The sequence below is a fragment of the Mesorhizobium atlanticum genome, assembly GCF_003289965.1.
GTDB lineage: Bacteria > Pseudomonadota > Alphaproteobacteria > Rhizobiales > Rhizobiaceae > Mesorhizobium > Mesorhizobium atlanticum.
On the sequence record NZ_QMBQ01000005.1, the window covers coordinates 382,855 to 400,179 of the forward strand.

The 17,325-nt window shown below is 65.7% G+C and carries 18 protein-coding genes; 8 read left to right on the forward strand and 10 right to left on the reverse strand.

The features are described from left to right. Window positions 1-2: 2 nt before the first annotated feature. The 4 genes from hemW to rph form a co-directional block, all read right to left on the reverse strand. A complete protein-coding gene (gene hemW, locus DPM35_RS19295; RefSeq protein WP_112128847.1) occupies window positions 3-1,181 on the reverse strand; it encodes a radical SAM family heme chaperone HemW in 1,179 nt (392 codons plus the stop codon). After that, a complete protein-coding gene (rdgB, locus tag DPM35_RS19300) occupies window positions 1,178-1,840 on the reverse strand; it encodes an RdgB/HAM1 family non-canonical purine NTP pyrophosphatase (RefSeq protein ID WP_112128848.1) in 663 nt (220 codons plus the stop codon). The genes hemW and rdgB overlap by 4 nt, the downstream gene beginning before the upstream one ends. Then, entirely contained in the window at window positions 1,840-2,250 is a 411-nt protein-coding gene (locus tag DPM35_RS19305; RefSeq protein ID WP_112128849.1) for a VOC family protein, read from the reverse strand. The genes rdgB and DPM35_RS19305 overlap by 1 nt, the downstream gene beginning before the upstream one ends. Before the next feature lie 238 nt (window positions 2,251-2,488). Next, window positions 2,489-3,205, reverse strand: coding sequence for a ribonuclease PH (gene rph / locus DPM35_RS19315; protein WP_112098165.1), 717 nt, complete (start codon window positions 3,203-3,205; stop codon window positions 2,489-2,491). Window positions 3,206-3,377: 172 nt separating this feature from the next. Here rph and hrcA point away from each other — a divergent pair, with 172 nt between their 5' ends. The 5 genes from hrcA to cysK all read left to right on the forward strand — a co-directional run bounded on the left by hrcA (window position 3,378) and on the right by cysK (window position 8,392). Beyond that, window positions 3,378-4,475, forward strand: a complete 1,098-nt coding sequence (gene hrcA, locus DPM35_RS19320) for a heat-inducible transcriptional repressor HrcA (protein WP_112128850.1) — start codon at window positions 3,378-3,380, stop codon at window positions 4,473-4,475. 74 nt (window positions 4,476-4,549) lie between these two features. Further along, window positions 4,550-4,747: a hypothetical protein gene (locus DPM35_RS19325; RefSeq protein ID WP_095820109.1), complete on the forward strand. Its 198-nt coding sequence runs from the start codon at window positions 4,550-4,552 to the stop codon at window positions 4,745-4,747. Between the two features lie 119 nt (window positions 4,748-4,866). After that, window positions 4,867-6,207, forward strand: a complete 1,341-nt coding sequence (locus DPM35_RS19330; RefSeq protein WP_112128851.1) for a PQQ-dependent sugar dehydrogenase — start codon at window positions 4,867-4,869, stop codon at window positions 6,205-6,207. A gap of 396 nt (window positions 6,208-6,603) precedes the next feature. Next, window positions 6,604-7,221: a LysE family translocator gene (locus tag DPM35_RS19340; protein WP_112128852.1), complete on the forward strand. Its 618-nt coding sequence runs from the start codon at window positions 6,604-6,606 to the stop codon at window positions 7,219-7,221. A 190-nt stretch (window positions 7,222-7,411) separates the two neighbouring features. Beyond that, window positions 7,412-8,392 (forward strand): cysteine synthase A, encoded by a 981-nt coding sequence (gene cysK / locus DPM35_RS19345; RefSeq protein WP_112128853.1) that lies wholly within the window; start codon window positions 7,412-7,414, stop codon window positions 8,390-8,392. Between the two features lie 135 nt (window positions 8,393-8,527). Here the strand turns inward: cysK and DPM35_RS19350 are convergent, their stop codons facing one another. The 6 genes from DPM35_RS19350 to DPM35_RS19370 all read right to left on the reverse strand — a co-directional run bounded on the left by DPM35_RS19350 (window position 8,528) and on the right by DPM35_RS19370 (window position 12,854). Beyond that, window positions 8,528-9,775 (reverse strand): RNA polymerase sigma factor, encoded by a 1,248-nt coding sequence (locus DPM35_RS19350; RefSeq protein WP_112128854.1) that lies wholly within the window; start codon window positions 9,773-9,775, stop codon window positions 8,528-8,530. A gap of 6 nt (window positions 9,776-9,781) precedes the next feature. After that, window positions 9,782-10,153, reverse strand: coding sequence for a YciI family protein (locus DPM35_RS19355; RefSeq protein ID WP_112129106.1), 372 nt, complete (start codon window positions 10,151-10,153; stop codon window positions 9,782-9,784). 128 nt (window positions 10,154-10,281) lie between these two features. After that, a complete protein-coding gene (locus DPM35_RS19360) occupies window positions 10,282-11,991 on the reverse strand; it encodes a saccharopine dehydrogenase family protein (protein ID WP_112128855.1) in 1,710 nt (569 codons plus the stop codon). A gap of 25 nt (window positions 11,992-12,016) precedes the next feature. Beyond that, on the reverse strand, window positions 12,017-12,469 hold the full coding sequence (locus tag DPM35_RS19365; protein ID WP_112128856.1) for a thiol-disulfide oxidoreductase DCC family protein: 453 nt from the start codon (window positions 12,467-12,469) through the stop codon (window positions 12,017-12,019). Window positions 12,470-12,579: 110 nt separating this feature from the next. Next, window positions 12,580-12,708 (reverse strand): hypothetical protein, encoded by a 129-nt coding sequence (locus DPM35_RS33120; RefSeq protein ID WP_281004616.1) that lies wholly within the window; start codon window positions 12,706-12,708, stop codon window positions 12,580-12,582. Next, entirely contained in the window at window positions 12,708-12,854 is a 147-nt protein-coding gene (locus DPM35_RS19370; protein ID WP_112128857.1) for a hypothetical protein, read from the reverse strand. The genes DPM35_RS33120 and DPM35_RS19370 overlap by 1 nt, the downstream gene beginning before the upstream one ends. 396 nt (window positions 12,855-13,250) lie before the next feature. On the opposite strand from DPM35_RS19370, the gene DPM35_RS19375 reads away from it, so the two are divergent. From DPM35_RS19375 to ligD, 3 genes are all read left to right on the forward strand, one after another. After that, the gene (locus DPM35_RS19375; RefSeq protein ID WP_112128858.1) at window positions 13,251-13,757 is read left to right on the forward strand and encodes a YciE/YciF ferroxidase family protein; all 507 of its coding nucleotides are present in this window, start codon (window positions 13,251-13,253) and stop codon (window positions 13,755-13,757) included. 115 nt (window positions 13,758-13,872) lie between these two features. Continuing rightward, complete coding sequence (ku, locus tag DPM35_RS19380; protein WP_112128859.1) at window positions 13,873-14,733, forward strand: non-homologous end joining protein Ku; 861 nt, start codon at window positions 13,873-13,875, stop codon at window positions 14,731-14,733. Between the two features lie 12 nt (window positions 14,734-14,745). Then, window positions 14,746-17,244 carry a DNA ligase D gene (ligD, locus tag DPM35_RS19385; RefSeq protein WP_112128860.1) on the forward strand — a complete coding sequence of 833 codons (2,499 nt, stop codon included), beginning with the start codon at window positions 14,746-14,748 and terminating at the stop codon, window positions 17,242-17,244. Window positions 17,245-17,325: the final 81 nt, after the last annotated feature.

A 17,325-nucleotide genomic window follows, 5' to 3' on the forward strand; every position in this document is an offset into this window, starting at 1 on the left:
GCTTACCTAGCCAGGTCCGCCACCACGGCATCCAGCACGATCATGCCGGCGGTCGTGGCGCGCAGCCTTGCATTGCCGACCGGCGCCACCAGCCCTTCTTCCTGCAGCACCGAAAGCCGCGCGCTCGAAAGGCCGCGCCCCGAGAGCGCCTCGTAGCGCTGCAGGTCGATGCCTTCGGCGAGCCGCAAGCCCATCAGCAGGAACTCGTCGGCTTCCTCACTGCGGGTCAGGATCTCGCCGCCGGTGACGCCGTGCCCCTTGGCCTCGACCAGGTTGGCCCAGGTCTCCGGCATCCTTTCCGCTATTGTCACCGTGCGGCGGCCGTTCTCGACGAAACGGCCATGCGCGCCCGGCCCGACGCCGACATATTCGCCATAGCGCCAATAGGTGAGGTTGTGCCGGCTTTCCGCGCCCGGCCGGGCGTGGTTGGAAATCTCATAGGCCGGCAAGCCATGCGCCGCCGTCACCTCCTGCGTCAGCGCGTAGAGGTCGGCGGCGTGGTCGTTGTCGGGCAACGTGAATTTCTTCGCCGCGTAAAGCGCGTGGAAGGGTGTGCCCTCCTCGATGGTCAGTTGGTAGAGCGACAGATGGTCGACGGCATAGCCGATCGCCTGCTCCAGCTCCGCCCCCCACGCCTCCGGCGTCTGGCCGGGCCGGGCATAGATCAGGTCGAAGGAGAGGCGCGGAAATATGTCCCGAGCGAGCCCGATCGCGTGTAGCGCCTCCTCGACATTGTGCAGCCTGCCAAGGAAGCGCAGATCCTTGTCGCTCAGCGCCTGCACGCCGAGCGACACGCGGTTGACGCCGGCGGCGCGATAGCCGCGGAAACGCTCGGCCTCGACCGAGGACGGGTTGGCCTCCAGCGTCACCTCGATGCCGGCCGGCATCGTCCAGTTCTTCGCCACCGCCTCCAGCACCGCGCCCACCGTTTCCGGCTTCATCAGCGAGGGCGTGCCGCCGCCGAGAAAGATGCTGGTCACCTCGCGCGGCCCGGTGCGGGCGCGCATCGTTGCCAATTCGGTTTCGAAGGCGCGGGCGAAACGCTCCTGGTCGACCGGCTGGTGGCGGACATGGCTGTTGAAGTCGCAGTAAGGGCACTTGGCCGCGCAGAACGGCCAATGGATGTAGACGCCGAAGCCTGGGCTCCGGTCGAGCTGCATCGTCTGGGCGGTCCCGATCATGCCGAACCCAGCCGGGCCAAATCTAGACGCGCCTGCGCGAATTTCTGGAAAGCGCGGGCGCGGTGCGAAAGCGCCGTCGCCTGGCCTGGCTTCCAGCCATGCTTCTCCTCGGCGCTCATCTCGCCGAAAGTCTTGTCGAAACCATTGGGCAAAAACACCGGATCGTAGCCGAAGCCGAGCGTGCCGCGCGGCGGCCATACCAGCGTGCCCTCGGCCTCGCCCCGATAATACTCGGCCTCGCCGTCCGGAAAGGCGAGACAGATGACGGCGACGAAACGGCCGCTGCGCTGCGAAGGCTCGGTTGCCCCGACGTCTTGCAGCGCCGTTTCCGTCTTCTGCATGGCCATGCCGAAATCGCGTGATCCGTCCGGCTTCTCGGCCCAGTTGGCGGTGTAGACGCCCGGCGCGCCGTCGAGCGCGTCGACGCAAAGGCCGGAATCGTCCGACAGCGCCGGCAGGCCGGTGGCCTTGGCCGCGGCATATGCCTTGATGTAGGCGTTCTCCTCGAAGGTCGTGCCGGTCTCTTCCGGCTCGGGCAGGCCGTATTCCTTGGCCGATTTCGCCTCGAAACCGAACGGCGCCATCAGGTCGGCGAATTCGCGCAGCTTGCCGGCATTGTGGCTGGCGACGACGATCTTCCGGCCGTTCAGAGAATGCATCAGAAACCCCAGATCCTTGGCTCGGCGAACTCGATCGAATTGCCCGAAGGGTCGCGGATATAGATCGAATGCCCGCCCTGCGGCCATTCGAAATCGCTTTCGATGGCGATATTGTTCGCTGCCAGATGCTTGCGCCACGCGACGATCTCTTCGGCGGTTGTCGCAAAGCAGAGATGCCCCTCGCCGGCCGTGCCATGCGGCGGCACTTTCAGGCGAGCGTCCGGCGCCGGCGGGATTTTCGTCGCTTCGGCATTGAAGAGGAGCAACACGCCGTCGCCGCAGCGAAAGAAGACATGGCGGCCCTCGACCTTGCCCAGTGGATCCAGGCCGATGATGTCGCGGTAGAAGGCTTCGGCTGCGGTGAGATCAGTCACATAGAGCGCCGATTCCAAAATCGCAGAGGGAGTCACGAGGCCCCCCTCTCTGCCCTCGGGCGTTCGTCGATCGCAAAGCCAAGCAATTGGCTTTGCGTCCGCTTCGCGGACCACTCCTCACCCCCCTCAAGGGGGGAGATCAGCAGCGGCCGCGCCGGCATCTCTCCCGCAACCTTGGTGATTGGCGAAAGCCGTGGTGACATCCAATCTCCCCCCTTGAGGGGGAGATGGCCGGCAGGCCAGAGAGGGGGGCCCAGGCTCGGCATTGGAAACCTTACGCCACCGCCATCTGCTGCAGGCTGACCAGCCGCGAGATGCCCTTCTTGGCCAGCCCCATCAGCGCGGCGAACTGCTCCTCGGAAAACGGCTCGCCCTCCGCGGTGCCCTGGATCTCGACGATGCCGCCCTTGCCGGTCATGACGAAATTGGCGTCGGTGCCGGCCGAGGAATCCTCCAGGTAATCGAGGTCGATGACCGGCTGGCCGTCATGGATGCCGCAGGAAATCGCCGCGACATGGTCCTTCAGCACCTTGGATACGCTGACCATCTGGCGCGCTTCCATCCAGCGCAGGCAATCATAGAGCGCCACCCAGCCGCCGGTGATCGAGGCGGTGCGGGTGCCGCCATCGGCCTGGATAACGTCGCAGTCGACGGTGATCTGCTGCTCGCCCAGCGCCTGCAGGTCGACCACGGCGCGCAACGAGCGGCCGATCAGCCGCTGGATCTCAAGCGTGCGGCCGCCCTGCTTGCCGGCCGAAGCCTCGCGCCGCATGCGTTCGCCGGTCGAGCGCGGCAGCATACCGTATTCGGCCGTCACCCAGCCCTTGCCGGAGTTGCGCATCCAGGCCGGCACTTTTTCCTCCAGGCTCGCGGTGCACAGAACATGCGTGTCGCCGAACTTCACCAGGCAAGAGCCTTCGGCATGCTTGGACACGCCGCGCTCGAAGGAGATGGCGCGCATTTCGTCGGCTTGGCGTTTGGAGGGGCGCATTCGGCCTGCTTTCTTCTCGTTTCCGGTATCGTGGCCGGGCTTGTAGCCCCATGCGAGGCAAGTCGCAAAGGAAAAGGGGCAGCAAACGCGGCACCGTGACCGCAAACGCGGCACCGGGTTGCGCGGGGGTGGCTTAAGTCTATATCTTTTCGGCAGGAGGTTTTTCGCCGGAATGAACAAACCAGTCGATCCGACGTCGCAGTCACCCGGGCTTCAGTCGCCCGTACTTCAGTCACTCGACATGCGCTCGCGCGATATTTTCCGGCGGATTGTCGATTCCTATCTGCGCGACGGCGAGCCGGTCGGCTCGCGCAGCCTCTCGCGCATCCTGCCCTCCTCGCTGTCGCCGGCCACCATCCGCAACGTGATGAGCGACCTCGAGCATCTGGGCCTGATCTACGCGCCGCACATCTCCGCCGGGCGGCTCCCGACCCAGACGGGCCTGCGCTTCTTCGTCGACGCCTTCATGGAGCTCGGCGATCTTTCCGACGACGAGCGCCGCATCATCGAGGCGCAGGTGCGCGCCTCCGGCTCGGGCGCGACGCTGGAGCATATGCTGACCGAGGCCAGCCAGATGCTGTCCGGCATGTCGCGTGGCGCCGGCCTCGTGCTCGCCTCCAAGAACGAGGTGGCGCTGAAGCACATCGAATTCATCCAGCTCGAGCCCACAAAGGCGCTTGCCGTGCTGGTGTCGCAGAACGGCGATGTCGAGAACCGCGTCGTCGACCTGCCCGCCGGCACCACCGTGTCGCAACTGCACGAGGCGTCCAATTTCCTCAACGCCCATATCAGGGGCCGGACGCTTGCCGAGGCGCGCGCCGAGATCGCCCGCATAAAGGACGAAACCAAATCCGCCCTCGACACGCTGTCGCAGGATCTGGTCGAGAAGGGCCTGGCGGTCTGGGCAGGCGCCGAAAGCGGCCTGCCGGCGCGTCTCATCGTGCGCGGCCGCGCCAACCTGCTCGAAAATGTCACCGCCCAGGCCGACCTGGAACTGCTGCGCCATCTGTTTGAGGACCTGGAAACGCAGGACGGGCTGCTGCAGCTGCTCGACCTCGCCGAGGAAGGGCCGGGCGTGCGCATCTTCATCGGCTCGGAGAACAAGCTGTTTTCGCTGTCCGGCTCGTCGCTGGTCGTCGCGCCCTATCGCGACAAGGACGCCCGTGTCATCGGCGCGCTTGGCGTCATCGGGCCGACGCGGCTCAATTACGCCCGCATCGTGCCGATGGTCGACTATACGGCGCAGCTGATTTCGCGCATGCTTCGTTAGGTGTATCGATGTTCAGGTGATGCCGGCCTGACCTGAATCTTGACACACCTAAGGTCGCTGCGGAGGAGAAAAACATGGCGCTGGAAGCAATCAAGGCCCAGATCGACCTCCTGCTTCAGGAAATGATCAACCAGCCCGAGGACGATCACGAAATCCAGGAGCAACTGCGCGAGAAATTGCGGGAGCTGCGCGCCATGGGCCTGCCCTTGCCGGCCGATCTCGTCGAGCTGGAAAAGCGCCTCGACGACGACCTGGATGCCGAAGAGGCCTAAGCCGGCATTTCTGCCGTCACATCCGTGGGCGGATGCTTCTCTTCTAACACGGTCGCCCAATATGTCCTGCTCGGAGCGCCTGACCGAGCGAGGCGCATTGGCAGACGACGGAGAACAGCATGATACGGATCGCCGGCCTTGCGGGCATTGCCTTGATTCTCGCCACGGGTGCGCTTGCGCAACAGGCCGATCAGCCCCTGCTCAGCGGCGAAAAGGCCTTCGGCGACTGGAAGGCCGACCGTCCTGGCGTGCGCCGGCTGCTGAAGCCTCAGGATATGCAGAAACCCTATGTGACGGAGTCCGCCTCGAATGGCGGCGGCGTCACCGATCGTCCCGCGGGCGCGAAGCCACAGCTTCCGCCGGGCTTCTCCGCCGAGCTGGTCGCTTCCGGCATCGACAGTCCGCGTGTCGTGCGCGTGGCGCCCAACGGCGACCTCTTCGTCGCCGACAGCCGGGCGAACCAGGTCCGCGTCTATCGCCTGGCGCAAGGCAGCGCCAAGCCCGCCGAGACGTCGATCTTCGCCAAGGGCCTGACGCGACCCTACGGCATCGCCTTCTATCCGCCCGGCGACAAGCCGCAATGGGTCTATGTCGCCAACAGCAACAGCGTCGTGCGCTTCCCCTATCGCGACGGCGACCTTGAGGCCTCCGCCAAGCCGGAGACCGTCGTCGCAAAAATCCCGGCCAATCATCACTGGACGAGGGATATCGCCTTCTCGCCCGACGGCGAGACGCTCTATCTGTCGGTCGGCTCCGGCTCCAACATCGCCGAGGATATGGGCGCCAAGCCGAAGGGCGGTGTCGAGGCGTGGGCGAAATCGCAGCCGCTCGGCGCCGCCTGGGGTGCGGAAGAGGGCCGCGCCGACGTGCTCGCCTTCGATCCCGACGGCAAGAACCGCAGGACGCTCGCCACCGGCTTGCGCAACTGCTCCGGCATGACCGTGCAGCCGGCGACAGGCGCGCTCTGGTGCGTCGTCAACGAGCGCGACGAGCTTGGCGACAATGTCCCCTTCGAGTACGCCACCGCGGTGAAGGACGGCGCGTTCTATGGCTGGCCCTGGTACTATATCGGCGACAATGACGATCCGCGCCACAAGGGCGCGCGCCCCGATCTCGCCGGCAAGGTCACGCTACCCGACGTGCTGATCCAGGCGCATTCGGCGCCGCTCAATATAGCTTTCTATGAAGGCGGCAATTTCCCGGCTGACTATAAGGGCGACGCCTTCGTCACTCTGCACGGCTCCTGGAACCGCAATGTCCGCACCGGCTACAAGGTGGTGCGGCTGAGGTTCAAGGACGGCAAGCCGACCGGCGAATATGACGACTTCGCCACCGGCTTCGTCGTTGCCGACGACGCGCTCTGGGGCCGGCCGGTCGGTATCGCCGTGGCCAAGGACGGCGCGCTGATCCTCACCGAGGACGGCAACGGCACCATCTGGCGCATTACTTACGGCGGGTAGCTTACCGGCAGAGGGGTCTTTTAGAAGGCTGCCGTTTGCCAGATTTCACCGTTCATTTCCGCCGTTTCAGACCGCTGATTGTCGAAGTCGGCGCTGCCCCTCATCGCCCTGCCGGGCACTTCTCCCCGTATAGGGACGGGGAGAAGGGGCTGGCCGCAACGGCGGCGCCTTACCTGCAACGCTGGTGATTGGCGAAACCGGTGATGAGAGTGCCCCTCTCCCCGTCACTATACGGGGAGAGGATGCCGGCAGGCAGGTGAGGGGCAGCGCCAGCGCTTGGAAAGGGGACCGTCGAGTCGAGCTGGCGCAACAAATCCCGCCGGCAGGGAATTACCGTCGGCCGGACATCGTGATAGAAGCCCGCCTCTAGATCGGTCCCTACGCCAGGCCAGAACCATGACACTCACCGGCTTCCTCGCTTACAGCGCCGCCCTCGGCGTTGCCGCCGCCATTCCGGGCCCCGGCGTCACGGCGCTGGTCGCCCGCGCGCTCGGCTCCGGGTTCCGTTCCTCGCTCGCCATGTCGTTCGGCCTGATGCTCGGCGACCTCACCTATCTCACCGCCGTCGTGCTCGGCCTCGCCTTCGTCGCCCAGACCTTCGGTATGGTCTTCCTCGCCATCAAATGGGCCGGCGTCGCCTATCTCGCCTTCCTCGCCTGGCGCTTCTGGACCAGCGGTATCACGCCCGAAACCGTCGAGGCGCGGAAGGCCAAGGGTGGGCTGGTGTCGAGCTTCATCGCCGGGCTGACGGTGACGCTGGGCAATCCCAAGACGATGATCTTCTATCTCGCCATCGCGCCGACCATCGTCGACCTCAAGACGATCACCTTCACCGACTACGCCATCCTTGCGCTGCTCACCGTGGCGGTGCTGTTCGTGGTGCTGGTGCCTTATCTGGCTTTGGCCGCGAAGGCGCGCTGGTTCCTGAAATCGCCGCGCGCGCTGAAGGTGCTGAACCGCACAGCCGCCGGCTTCATGATGGGCGCGGCGGCCGCGATCGCGGCCCGCCAGTAGGCTCCGATGTCAGCCGCTCCCGGATTTCAGCCAAACCATTCCTGAAACCGCTGACAGCGGAAAATGCATTTCCGCTGCGCTGCGCTTTTGAGCAACCGCCCCACTCGGATATTTTCAAACCTCGGCCTATCTTGCGCGGCTGAAAGCCCTATTCTGTCTTGCCTATGCCATTGCCCTGGGAGCGAACCAAATGAACAAGCCCGTCACCTCCGCGCGCGTGCCCGGCCGCGGCCGCGTCTTCAATTCGATCACGGAGACGATTGGCGACACGCCGCTGGTCAGGCTGGACAAGTTCGCCAAGGAGAAGGGCATCGTCGCCAACCTCATGGCCAAGCTCGAATTCTTCAACCCGATCGCCTCCGTCAAGGACCGCATCGGCGTCGCCATGATCGAGGCGCTCGAGGAGGCCGGCAAGATCGCGCCCGGCAAGACCACGCTGATCGAGCCGACCTCCGGCAACACCGGCATCGCGCTCGCCTTCGCCGCCGCCGCCAAGGGCTACAAGCTGATCCTCACCATGCCGGAGACCATGTCGGTCGAGCGCCGCAAGATGCTGGCGCTGCTCGGCGCCGAGCTGGTGCTGACCGAGGGGCCGAAAGGCATGAAGGGCGCCATCGCCAAGGCCGATGAGCTTGCCGCCACGCTGCCCAACGCCATCATCCCGCAGCAATTCGAGAATCCGGCCAATCCCGAGATCCACCGCCGCACCACGGCCGAGGAGATCTGGAACGACACCAATGGCGAGGTCGATATCTTCGTCGCCGGCATCGGCACCGGCGGCACCATCACCGGCGTCGGCCAGGTGCTGAAGAAGCGCAAGCCCTCGCTCCAGGTCGTGGCGGTCGAGCCGGAGGCCTCCCCGGTCCTGTCCGGCGGCCAGCCCGGCCCGCACAAGATCCAGGGCATCGGCGCCGGCTTCGCGCCGAAAATCCTCGACACGTCCGTCTATGACGAGATCGTCAGGGTGTCGAACGAGGATTCGGTCGCCAATGCCCGTCTCGTCGCGCGCCTCGAAGGCGTGCCGGTCGGCATCTCGTCGGGCGCGGCGTTGCAGGCGGCCATCGTCGTCGGCTCGCGGCCGGAGAACAAGGGCAAGAACCTCGTCGTCGTCATCCCCTCCTTCGCCGAGCGCTATCTGTCGACCATCCTGTTCGACGGCCTGGGGGCTTAGCCAGCACATACCTCGGAGAGTGGCTTCAGCGGCCCCTCGCGGTCGTCATTCCAGGACGGAGCAGGGAGCGGAGCGACGCGCGCAGACCCTGGAATGACGAGGTTGGGAGGCTGCAGCCAATCTCCCTGCATTGACCTACTTCCCGACCAGCTTCGCCTTCTCGCCCTGCAGGAAGCGGCGCAGCGCCGGGTCGCGCTCGAGGCCGATCGCCCGGTCGTAGGACTGGGCCGCCTGCTTCGTGTTGCCGAGCCTTGCCAACAGCCCGGCGCGGGCGGCCCAATAGGGCTGGTAGTCCTGCAGCCGCTTATCATCGCCCAGCACATAGAGCGCCGCCAGCCCGGCTGTTGCACCCTCGGTTTCGGCGATCGCCACCGCGCGGTTGATCGCCACCACCGGTGAGCCGGCCACGGCCAGAAGCGCGTCGTAAAGCTGGCGGATGGCCGCCCAGTCGGTGCCGCTGCCGCGCCGGCGCGCGGTGTGGGCGGACTGCACGGCGGCTTCCAGCTGGTAGCGGCCGATGATGCCCCTTTGCGCAGCGGCGGCCAGCAGGGCTTCCGCCTCGTCGATCAGGCTGTCGTCCCAGAGCGTGATATCCTGCTCGGCCAAAGGCACGAAATCCCCATCCGGGCCGCGCCTTGCCGAGCGGCGCGCCTCGGCGAACAGCATCAGAGCCAGCAGTCCCAGCGCCTCCGGCTCGTCCGGCATCAGCGAGGCGACCAGCCGTCCAAGCCAGATGCCTTCGCCGGCGAGGTTGCGCCGCCTGGTATCGGTGCCGGTCGGGTCAGACCAGCCTTCGGCGAAGGTGGCGTAGATCGCCTCCAGCACGGCGCCCAGCCGCTCGCCCAGTTCCGCCTGCTCCGGCACGCGAAACGGTATCCCGGTCTCGCGGATGCGCGCCTTGGCCCGCACCAGCCGCTGGCCCATCGTCGCCGGCGAAACCAGGAAGGCGGACGCGATCGTCGCGGCGTCGAAACCGAGGATCGTCTGCAGGATCAGCGGCGCGCGCACGCTGGCCTCGATCGCCGGATGGGCGCAGGCGAACATCAGCCGCAACCGGTCGTCGGGCAGGTCCTCGCCGCTCATGCGCGCCTCCATTTCCTCGGCAATCAGCTGCAGATGATCGCGGGCCGCCTCGCCGGTCAGCCGTCGCCGCACGGCGTCGACATCGCGCCGGCGCGCGACCGCGAGCAGCCAGGCTTCCGGCTGCGCCGGCACGCCGGTTCGCGGCCAGCGCTCCAGCGCGGCGGCGAAGGCATCGGCCAGCGCGTCCTCGGCGCCGGCGACGTCGCGCGTGCGCGCCGCCAGCCAGGCGACCAGCTTGCCGTAGCTGCGCCGGGCGGCCGCTTCGGCCGCCGCCCGCGCGATCTCCGAGCGATCATCCATCGCGGGTCACTCCGCGGCGGCGACGTACTCTGCCATTTCCCAGATCGGCCGCACCTCGACCGTGCCGGTGGAGGACGCGGGGCAGCGCGCGCCCCATTCGATGGCCGTGTCGATGTCGGCTGCCTCGATCATGTAGAAACCCGCCAATTGCTCCTTGGTGTCGGCGTAGGGGCCGTCGAGCACATTGGTCTTGCCGCCGGTGAGCCGCACCGATGTGGCCGCCTGGGTCGGGCGCAGCCGCTCGCCGGCGATATACGCGCCGGATTTCTTCAGCGCCTCGGTATAGGCGCCATAGGCGGCGAGCACCTGCTGGGTCTGTTCCTTTGCCGCATTCGCCATCGCTTTCTCGTCATTGTAGATCAAAAGCATGTATCGCATGGTCTTCTCCCGTTTCTTGAAGGCCGCGTCATTGCGTGCCGACCTATGTCGTGCGGCATCGACCGATTTCGACAGGCGCCGGAAAAATCTTTCATCGCCAAAGCAGCCGAGCGCAAGCCGGCGCCACCTCAACCCGCCGTGACCGCCTCGGGTATCTCCGCCGCCGTCGGGGCACGGACCGGTTCCAGCCAGCCGCGATAGCGCACGATCAGCCCGGCGGCCGGGTGCGATATCTCGACATGGAAACGGAAGCGGCCATCCTCGACGGTTTCATAGGCATTCGAGCGCGGGCAAAGCCACATCGGCAAGGGCAGGCCGAGAAAGCTCCAGCGGCGCAGCACGAGCCGGAGCCGGCTGCCGTCGACGACCAGCGCCATGGCGAAGGTGAGCGGCCCGAAGCGCTCGCAAAGCAGCCGCTCCGAGCGGCCGCGTCCGGCGAACTGCCGGCTCGAAAAGCTGTGTGCGGCGAATGTGCGGATCCAGGTCTCGCCTTGCCTGTCGGCAACGAAACGCACCTTCACGGGGACATCGGCTGCGCTGGGCGGAAAGCCGGCCATGCGCGCCGCAAGACGGCTAAGCAGGCCGCTGCCGCGTTCGACGCTGGCGCGGCCATCCGCCATTGCCGTCCTCTGATGCATGGCGCGGATTTCGGCCGGAAGGCTCTTCCAGGCGTCGCCGAGCAGCTCGGGGTAGAGCGCCTTGCCGCTATCGGTGTCGTTCCTGAAGCCGGTGTGGATCGTCTTTCCGGCGAACAGCGCTTCATAGTCACCCAGCTCGACGTCGCGTACCGCCGCCCGCGCGCCCGGCTCGGGCATGCGGCCTGCGAGCGCCTTGCGGATGATCGCCTCGACCGCCATGGACGGGATCAGCGGTCCGTCATCGCCCTCCGCCAGAAGATGCCAGGACTGCTTGACCGGTTTGCCTGTCTTATCAACGCCCTCGACCGCCACGAACATGCCGCCGCGATGTTCGCCCCAGGACAACCGGTTGGTTGCCCAGTGCATCAGCGGCGCGAGCGGTGACAGCGATCGCACCAGGCCGGCGCGAACCAGCCAGGCCAGGCCAATCAGCGCCCGGTGCAGCACCTCCGGCACCGGGCCGGCACCCATCCAGATCGTCCTTGCTTGCGGCCACAGCGCCTGCAGGGCGCGCAAATCCGGCACGTCGACCAGCGAGAACAGCGTGTTCCTCACCGGCACGCGGCCGGGCGGCGCGATCGTGTAGCGCATCTGCTCGGTGAGGGGGTAACCCTCGGCCGGTCCGCCGTCCCGCACCATCCGCACCGGCCGGCCGGCATAGCTCGCAATGGCGCGGATGACGTTCTCGCCGACGCCGGCAAAGGGCGACGGCGCGATGCCGCCGCGAATGCTCTCCACACGCGCCATGCCCGCCGAAAGGCGCCGCACCACCGCCGCGGTCAGCACGGGAAAACTCGAAACGCCGGAGAGCACCATGATGCCGGCTGCCCTGGCGGCCGCATCGAAGGCTGAAACCCCGGCGACGAAGTCAGAGCCGTCGGCCAAATCGAGATAGTGTGCGCGCGCGGCTATGCAGGCTTCGACCAGGCGGTAGCGCCCCTCGCCATAGGCCTGGAACGGACCGCTGGCGTCGACGACGATGTCGGGCCGCAGGATGCTGAGTTGCGCGCCAAGGTCGCCGTCGCGGTCGACCATCGCCGGCACCAGCCTGGCCTTGGTCGTGCCTCGCTCTTTGCAGTAGGCCTCGGCCCTGGCGAGCGACCGGCCGGCGATGATGAGCTCGAGCCGGGGCTCGTTCTCCAGGAGCTGGACGATGCGTCCGCCGAAGGTGCCGTAGCCGCCGACGATGAGAAGCTTCATGCTCTGCCCCCAAGGCAAGTGGCCCTTAGCCGATCAGCCGCTCCCGCAACTCGGCGGATGGAATCCCGCAACTGTCCTTGCGGCCGAACAGCGCGTAGCGATTTTTGGCGACGCGGTCGTAGAGCCAGTCGCGCAGCGGCCGCGGTAGGAGGAGCAGCGCCTTCGCGACGCGCCATGGCCAGCCGAGGGCGGCCATGACCGCGACGAAACTGTCTAGCTTGGTGAAAGGGACCCCGTCGACGATGGCGAGGTTGCTGTCGTAATCGTCGGTCGGCAGGCCATGCCGGCGAAACAGCGCCTCGCCGAGCGGCGATTGCGCCGTGGCGAAGCGGAAGCGCTTTTCCCGGTCGAGCCTGAGGATGAGCTGGACGAAACCCGAGCAGAACACGCAGACGCCGTCGAAGACGATCAGCGGCTGGCGGGCGTCATAGGCCTGGCTTGGAAAGGCGGGACGATTCGGTTCGGGCAGGTCGGTCATGGCGGCCCCGGCTGCTTGTGTCCCCAAAGCAATTCCAGGAAAAGTGTGAGCGGTTTTCCGTCCGGAATTGCGTCAAACTAGGGGAGACACTAAGCCAGCCGGCGGCGGCGTCAAAGTCGCGGCGTTGTCGCACGCCAGTTGGCGGCGAGCACGAGGCGCTCGGCGCGATAGGTGGTGGCGCGCTGGTCGGCGGCCGGCCGGCAGATGCGGCTGTGATGGGCGCGTAAGCGGGTCATCATCAGTTCGCGCTGACGCCCAGTGAGTTGCCGCGGCGCGCGCAGGCCGGACCTGGCCCGCGCATATAGTAGCGTTCCGGCCGATAGGTCGGCGCGACGAATTCGCGAATGGCGGCGGCGTAGCCTGTAATGTGATTCCAGAAGTTCATTTTACCTGTCCCTGTCCCGCTTTCGGATGTCCCTTCCGAATTGTTCGAGAGCATAGCGTCGAGGCGTGAATAGTCGGTGAACGTGATGTTAATTTCTGGTCCGAAAGTCGTTGCATCGTGGCCGGATTGCGGCTGATTCGCGGTGTTTCGGTGCCTTTCGTCGCGTTTCCGCGCCGTGTGACTTTTGCACCACATATGTTTCGTTCCGATGTCGCTTGGCAGCGCTTCTGTTTCGTCTCCAGGTCGCGCCCGGAAATTTCCTTTCGCGGGACAGGCCCGGCAGGAACCTGTCACGGAAGACGACGTTGACCCGCAAGGCCGGGATGAACCCGGCCGTGTTGACGGCTGTCCGCCGCGCAACCTTCCCACAACGCGAAACATGGAAAGGCAACCGCCATGGGCTTCTTTTCGAAAGACATCAAGACGCTGGACGATCTCTTCATCCACACGCTGCGCGACATCTATTATGCCGAGAAGCAGATCGAGAAATCGCTGCCGAAGATGATCGACAAGGCGACCGATCCGCAATTGAAGGCCGGCTTCGAAAAGCACCTCACGCAGACCAGGGGCCACATCGAACGGGTCGAGCAGGTGTTCGAGCTGCATGGGGTCAAGGCCAAGACCGTCAACTGCCCGGCCATTGACGGCATCCTCGAAGAGGCCGACGAGGTCAGCGGCGATGTCGACGACAAGGAAGTCCTAGATGCGGCGCTGATCGCCTCCGCGCAGGCCGTCGAGCACTATGAGATAACGCGCTACGGCACGCTGATCGCCTGGGCGAAGCAGCTCGGCCGCAGCGACTGTGCCAACGTGCTGGCCAAGAACCTCAAGGAAGAAGAGGCGACCGACCGCAAGCTCACCGAGATCGCCGAAAGCAGGGTCAACCTCCAGGCGGCCGAGTAGGGGCGCCCATTCAAGGCCGGGGCTTTTGGCGCCGGCCCTGGCGTCGGGGAACCGAAGCGGCGCTCCCGCCGTTTCGGTTTGTCCCGATGCTGCTCGATGCTGCAAGGAGTTTGTCATGGCGCCGCGACCCGCCTGGAGCGGTTATCTCAAGCTTTCACTGGTCACCTGCGCCATCGAATTGAGCAACGTCGTCACCCACGCCGAAAAGGTGTCCTTCCACATCCTCAACCGCAAGACCGGCAACAGGGTACGGCGTGTCTATGTCGACCAGAAAAGCGGCAAGCCGCTGGAAGAGGATGAGGAGGTCAGGGGCTTCGAGGTCGGCCAGCACGAATTCATCCGCATCGAGGACGAGGATATCGAAGCGGTCCAGATCGAGTCGTCGCACACGCTCGATCTCGATGGTTTTGTCGACAAGGCCTCGATCGACCAAGTCTATCTCGACACGCCCTATTATGTCTCGCCCGCAGACAAGGTCTCGCAGGAGGCCTTCGCCGTCATTCGCGATGCCCTGGCCGAAAAGAAAATGGCCGGCCTCGCCCGCATCGTGCTTTACCAGCGCGAGCGCCCGGCGGTGATCGAGCCGTTCGGCAAGGGCATGCTGCTGACGACGCTGCGCTACGGAGACACGGTGCGCGACGCATCCCAGATCTTCGCCGATATCCAAACTGCGAAGCTGGACGGCGAGATGGTCGGGCTGGCCGAGAATATCATCGACAAGAAGAAGGCGAAGTTCGATCCGGCCAAGTTCAGGGATCGCTATGAGGAATCGTTGCTCGAGCTGGTCCGCGCCAGGAAAGCCGGCAGGAGGGCGCCCAGCGCCAAGGCATCGCCGAAACCGTCCAATGTCGTTAACCTGTTCGACGCGCTGAAGAAGAGCCTCAACGCCGACGACGGCAAAGCCGGCAAATCTTCGTCAAAGACGACGGCGCGGCGGCCGAAGGCCAAAGCGGCGTCGAAGCGCAAATCCGCATAGGGGAGTGGCGGCATGGCCAGCCTGGAGCAGTATCACGCCAAGCGCGATTTCAGGAAAACCGCCGAGCCGGCCGGCAAGGTGAAGCGCGGCAAGCAGGCCGGCGGCATCTTCGTCGTCCAGAAGCATGCCGCCACCCGGCTTCACTACGATTTCCGCCTGGAACATGACGGCGTGCTGTGGAGCTGGGCGGTGACGCGCGGCCCGAGCCTCGACCCGCATGAGAAGCGGTTGGCCGTGCATGTCGAGGATCACCCGATCGACTACGCTTCCTTCGAAGGCACCATTCCGAAAGGCCAGTATGGCGGCGGCGCCGTCATCGTCTGGGACGAAGGCAGATGGGCGCCCGATGGCGATCCAGCCCAGGGCATGAAGAAGGGCCATATCGACTTCGAGCTCGAGGGCCACAAGCTCAACGGCCGCTGGCATCTGGTCCGGCTGAGGCCGCGCCCCGGCGAGAAGCGCGACAATTGGCTGCTGATCAAATCCGACGATGCCGCCGCCCGTCCTGGCGAGGACATCCTCGAAGAAGAACCGAAATCGGTGAAATCGGGCCTGACCATCGAGGAGGTCGGCCAAGGCAAGGCGGCCAAGGGGCAGACACCGAAGGTCTGGCAGTCCAACAGGCCGGCCGCCGGAAAGGCCAAGGCCGGGAAGGTCCGGAAGCTCGAATTCATCGAGCCGCAGCTGGCGACGCTGGAGAAGGAAGCGCCGACCGGCGACGACTGGCTGCATGAAGTGAAATTCGACGGCTACCGCATGCAGGCGCAGATCGAAGGCAGCGAGGTCAGGCTGCTCACCCGCGCCGGTCTCGACTGGACGGGAAAATTCGACGGGCCGGTCACGGCGGCGCTGGCCAAGTTGAAATGTCGCGATGCGATTGTCGATGGCGAGGTCGTGGTGCTCGCCGACAGCGGCGCGTCGTCCTTCCCGCTGCTGCAGGCGGACCTGTCGGCCCGCCGCGCCGATCGCTTCATCTATTATGCGTTCGACCTGATGCGGCTCGACGGCGAGGATTTGCGCCGCGAGCCGCTGGTCGAGCGTAAGCAGGCGCTGGCCGAGCTGCTGGGCCGGCAGCCCGAGGATTCGGCGCTGCGCTTCAGCGATCATTTCCACGAGCCGGGCAAGGTCATGCTGCAGCATGTCTGCCGCATGGGCCTGGAAGGCGTGGTGTCGAAGCGCGCCGATGCGCCTTATCGTAGCGGGCGTGGGCTCACCTGGATCAAGTCGAAATGCACGCTGAGGCAGGAATTCGTCATCGGCGGCTATCTGCCTTCGGACAAGACCGGGCGGGGCGTGCGCTCGCTTCTCGTCGGCTACTACGAGGGTGGCAAGCTCAATTACGCCGGCCGTGTCGGCACCGGCTTCTCCGGCAAGGTGATGGCGGATCTGAAGAAGAAGCTCGATCGCCTCGAGGCGAAGACATCGCCCTTCTCCGCGGCGGTGCCGAAGGGCAAGGGGCTCACCTTCGTCAAGCCCGAGCTTGTCGCAGAGGTGGAGTTCCGCAGCTGGACATCCGACCGTATAATCCGCCACGCCTCGTTCCAGGGGCTTCGCGAGGACAAGCCGGCGGAGGAAGTTGTGCAGGAAAAGCCGAAGAAGGCCGAGAGCGAAGCAAAGACGGGCGCGAAACCCGCCACGGCGCCAGCCGGAGCGGCGAAAACCGCGATAAAACTCTCGCATCCCGACAAGCTGCTGTGGCCCGACGAGAAGGTTTCGAAGCAGGACCTGCTCGATCACTACGCCCTGGTCTGGCCGCGCATGGAGCAATTCGTCGTCAACCGGCCGCTGAGCCTCGTGCGCGCGCCGGACGGCATCCACGGCCAGCGCTTCTTCCAGAAACACGCCTCGCCCGGCATGAGCGACAGGATCGCCAGGATGAAGGATCCGACGGATGGCGAGGAGATCCTCTACATCAAGGATTTCGACGGGCTGGCGGCGCTGGTTCAGTACGGCGTGGTCGAGGTCCATATCTGGGGCTCGACGATCGATGAGCTGGAAAAGCCGGACCAGATCATCTTCGACCTCGATCCGGACGAAGGCGTCGACGTCGGCCGGGTGCGCGAGGCGGCGCTCGACATTCATAAGCAGCTCGACGAGCTGTCGCTGCCCAACCTGGTCAAGACCTCCGGCGGCAAGGGCTATCATGTGCTGGTGCCGCTGAAGCCCTCGGCCGATTGGGATCAGGTCAAGGACTTCGCCCACGACTTTGCCCGCGCGCTGGAGCAGGCGGCGCCCGACCGCTACACGGCGACGCTGTCGAAGAAGGCGCGCACCGGAAGAATCTTCGTCGACTATCTGCGCAACGGCCGCGGCTCGACCACGGTCGCGCCCTATTCCTCGCGCGCCAAGAAGAGCGCGACAATATCGATGCCGGTGACCTGGCCGGAGATCGAGAAGGGCCTTCCGCCGAACGCCTTCCCGCTCGGCGACGAGACGACGCTGGCGCAGCTGAAGAAGGCCGATCCGTGGAAGGAGTTCTTCAAGCTGGGGAAGGTGCTGAAGCGGAGTTAGCTGCTGGACATCTGCCCCTCAAGGGGGAGATTGGCAGCTTTGGCGCGGCTCCTCTTCTGCAACGTTGACGATTTGCGAAAG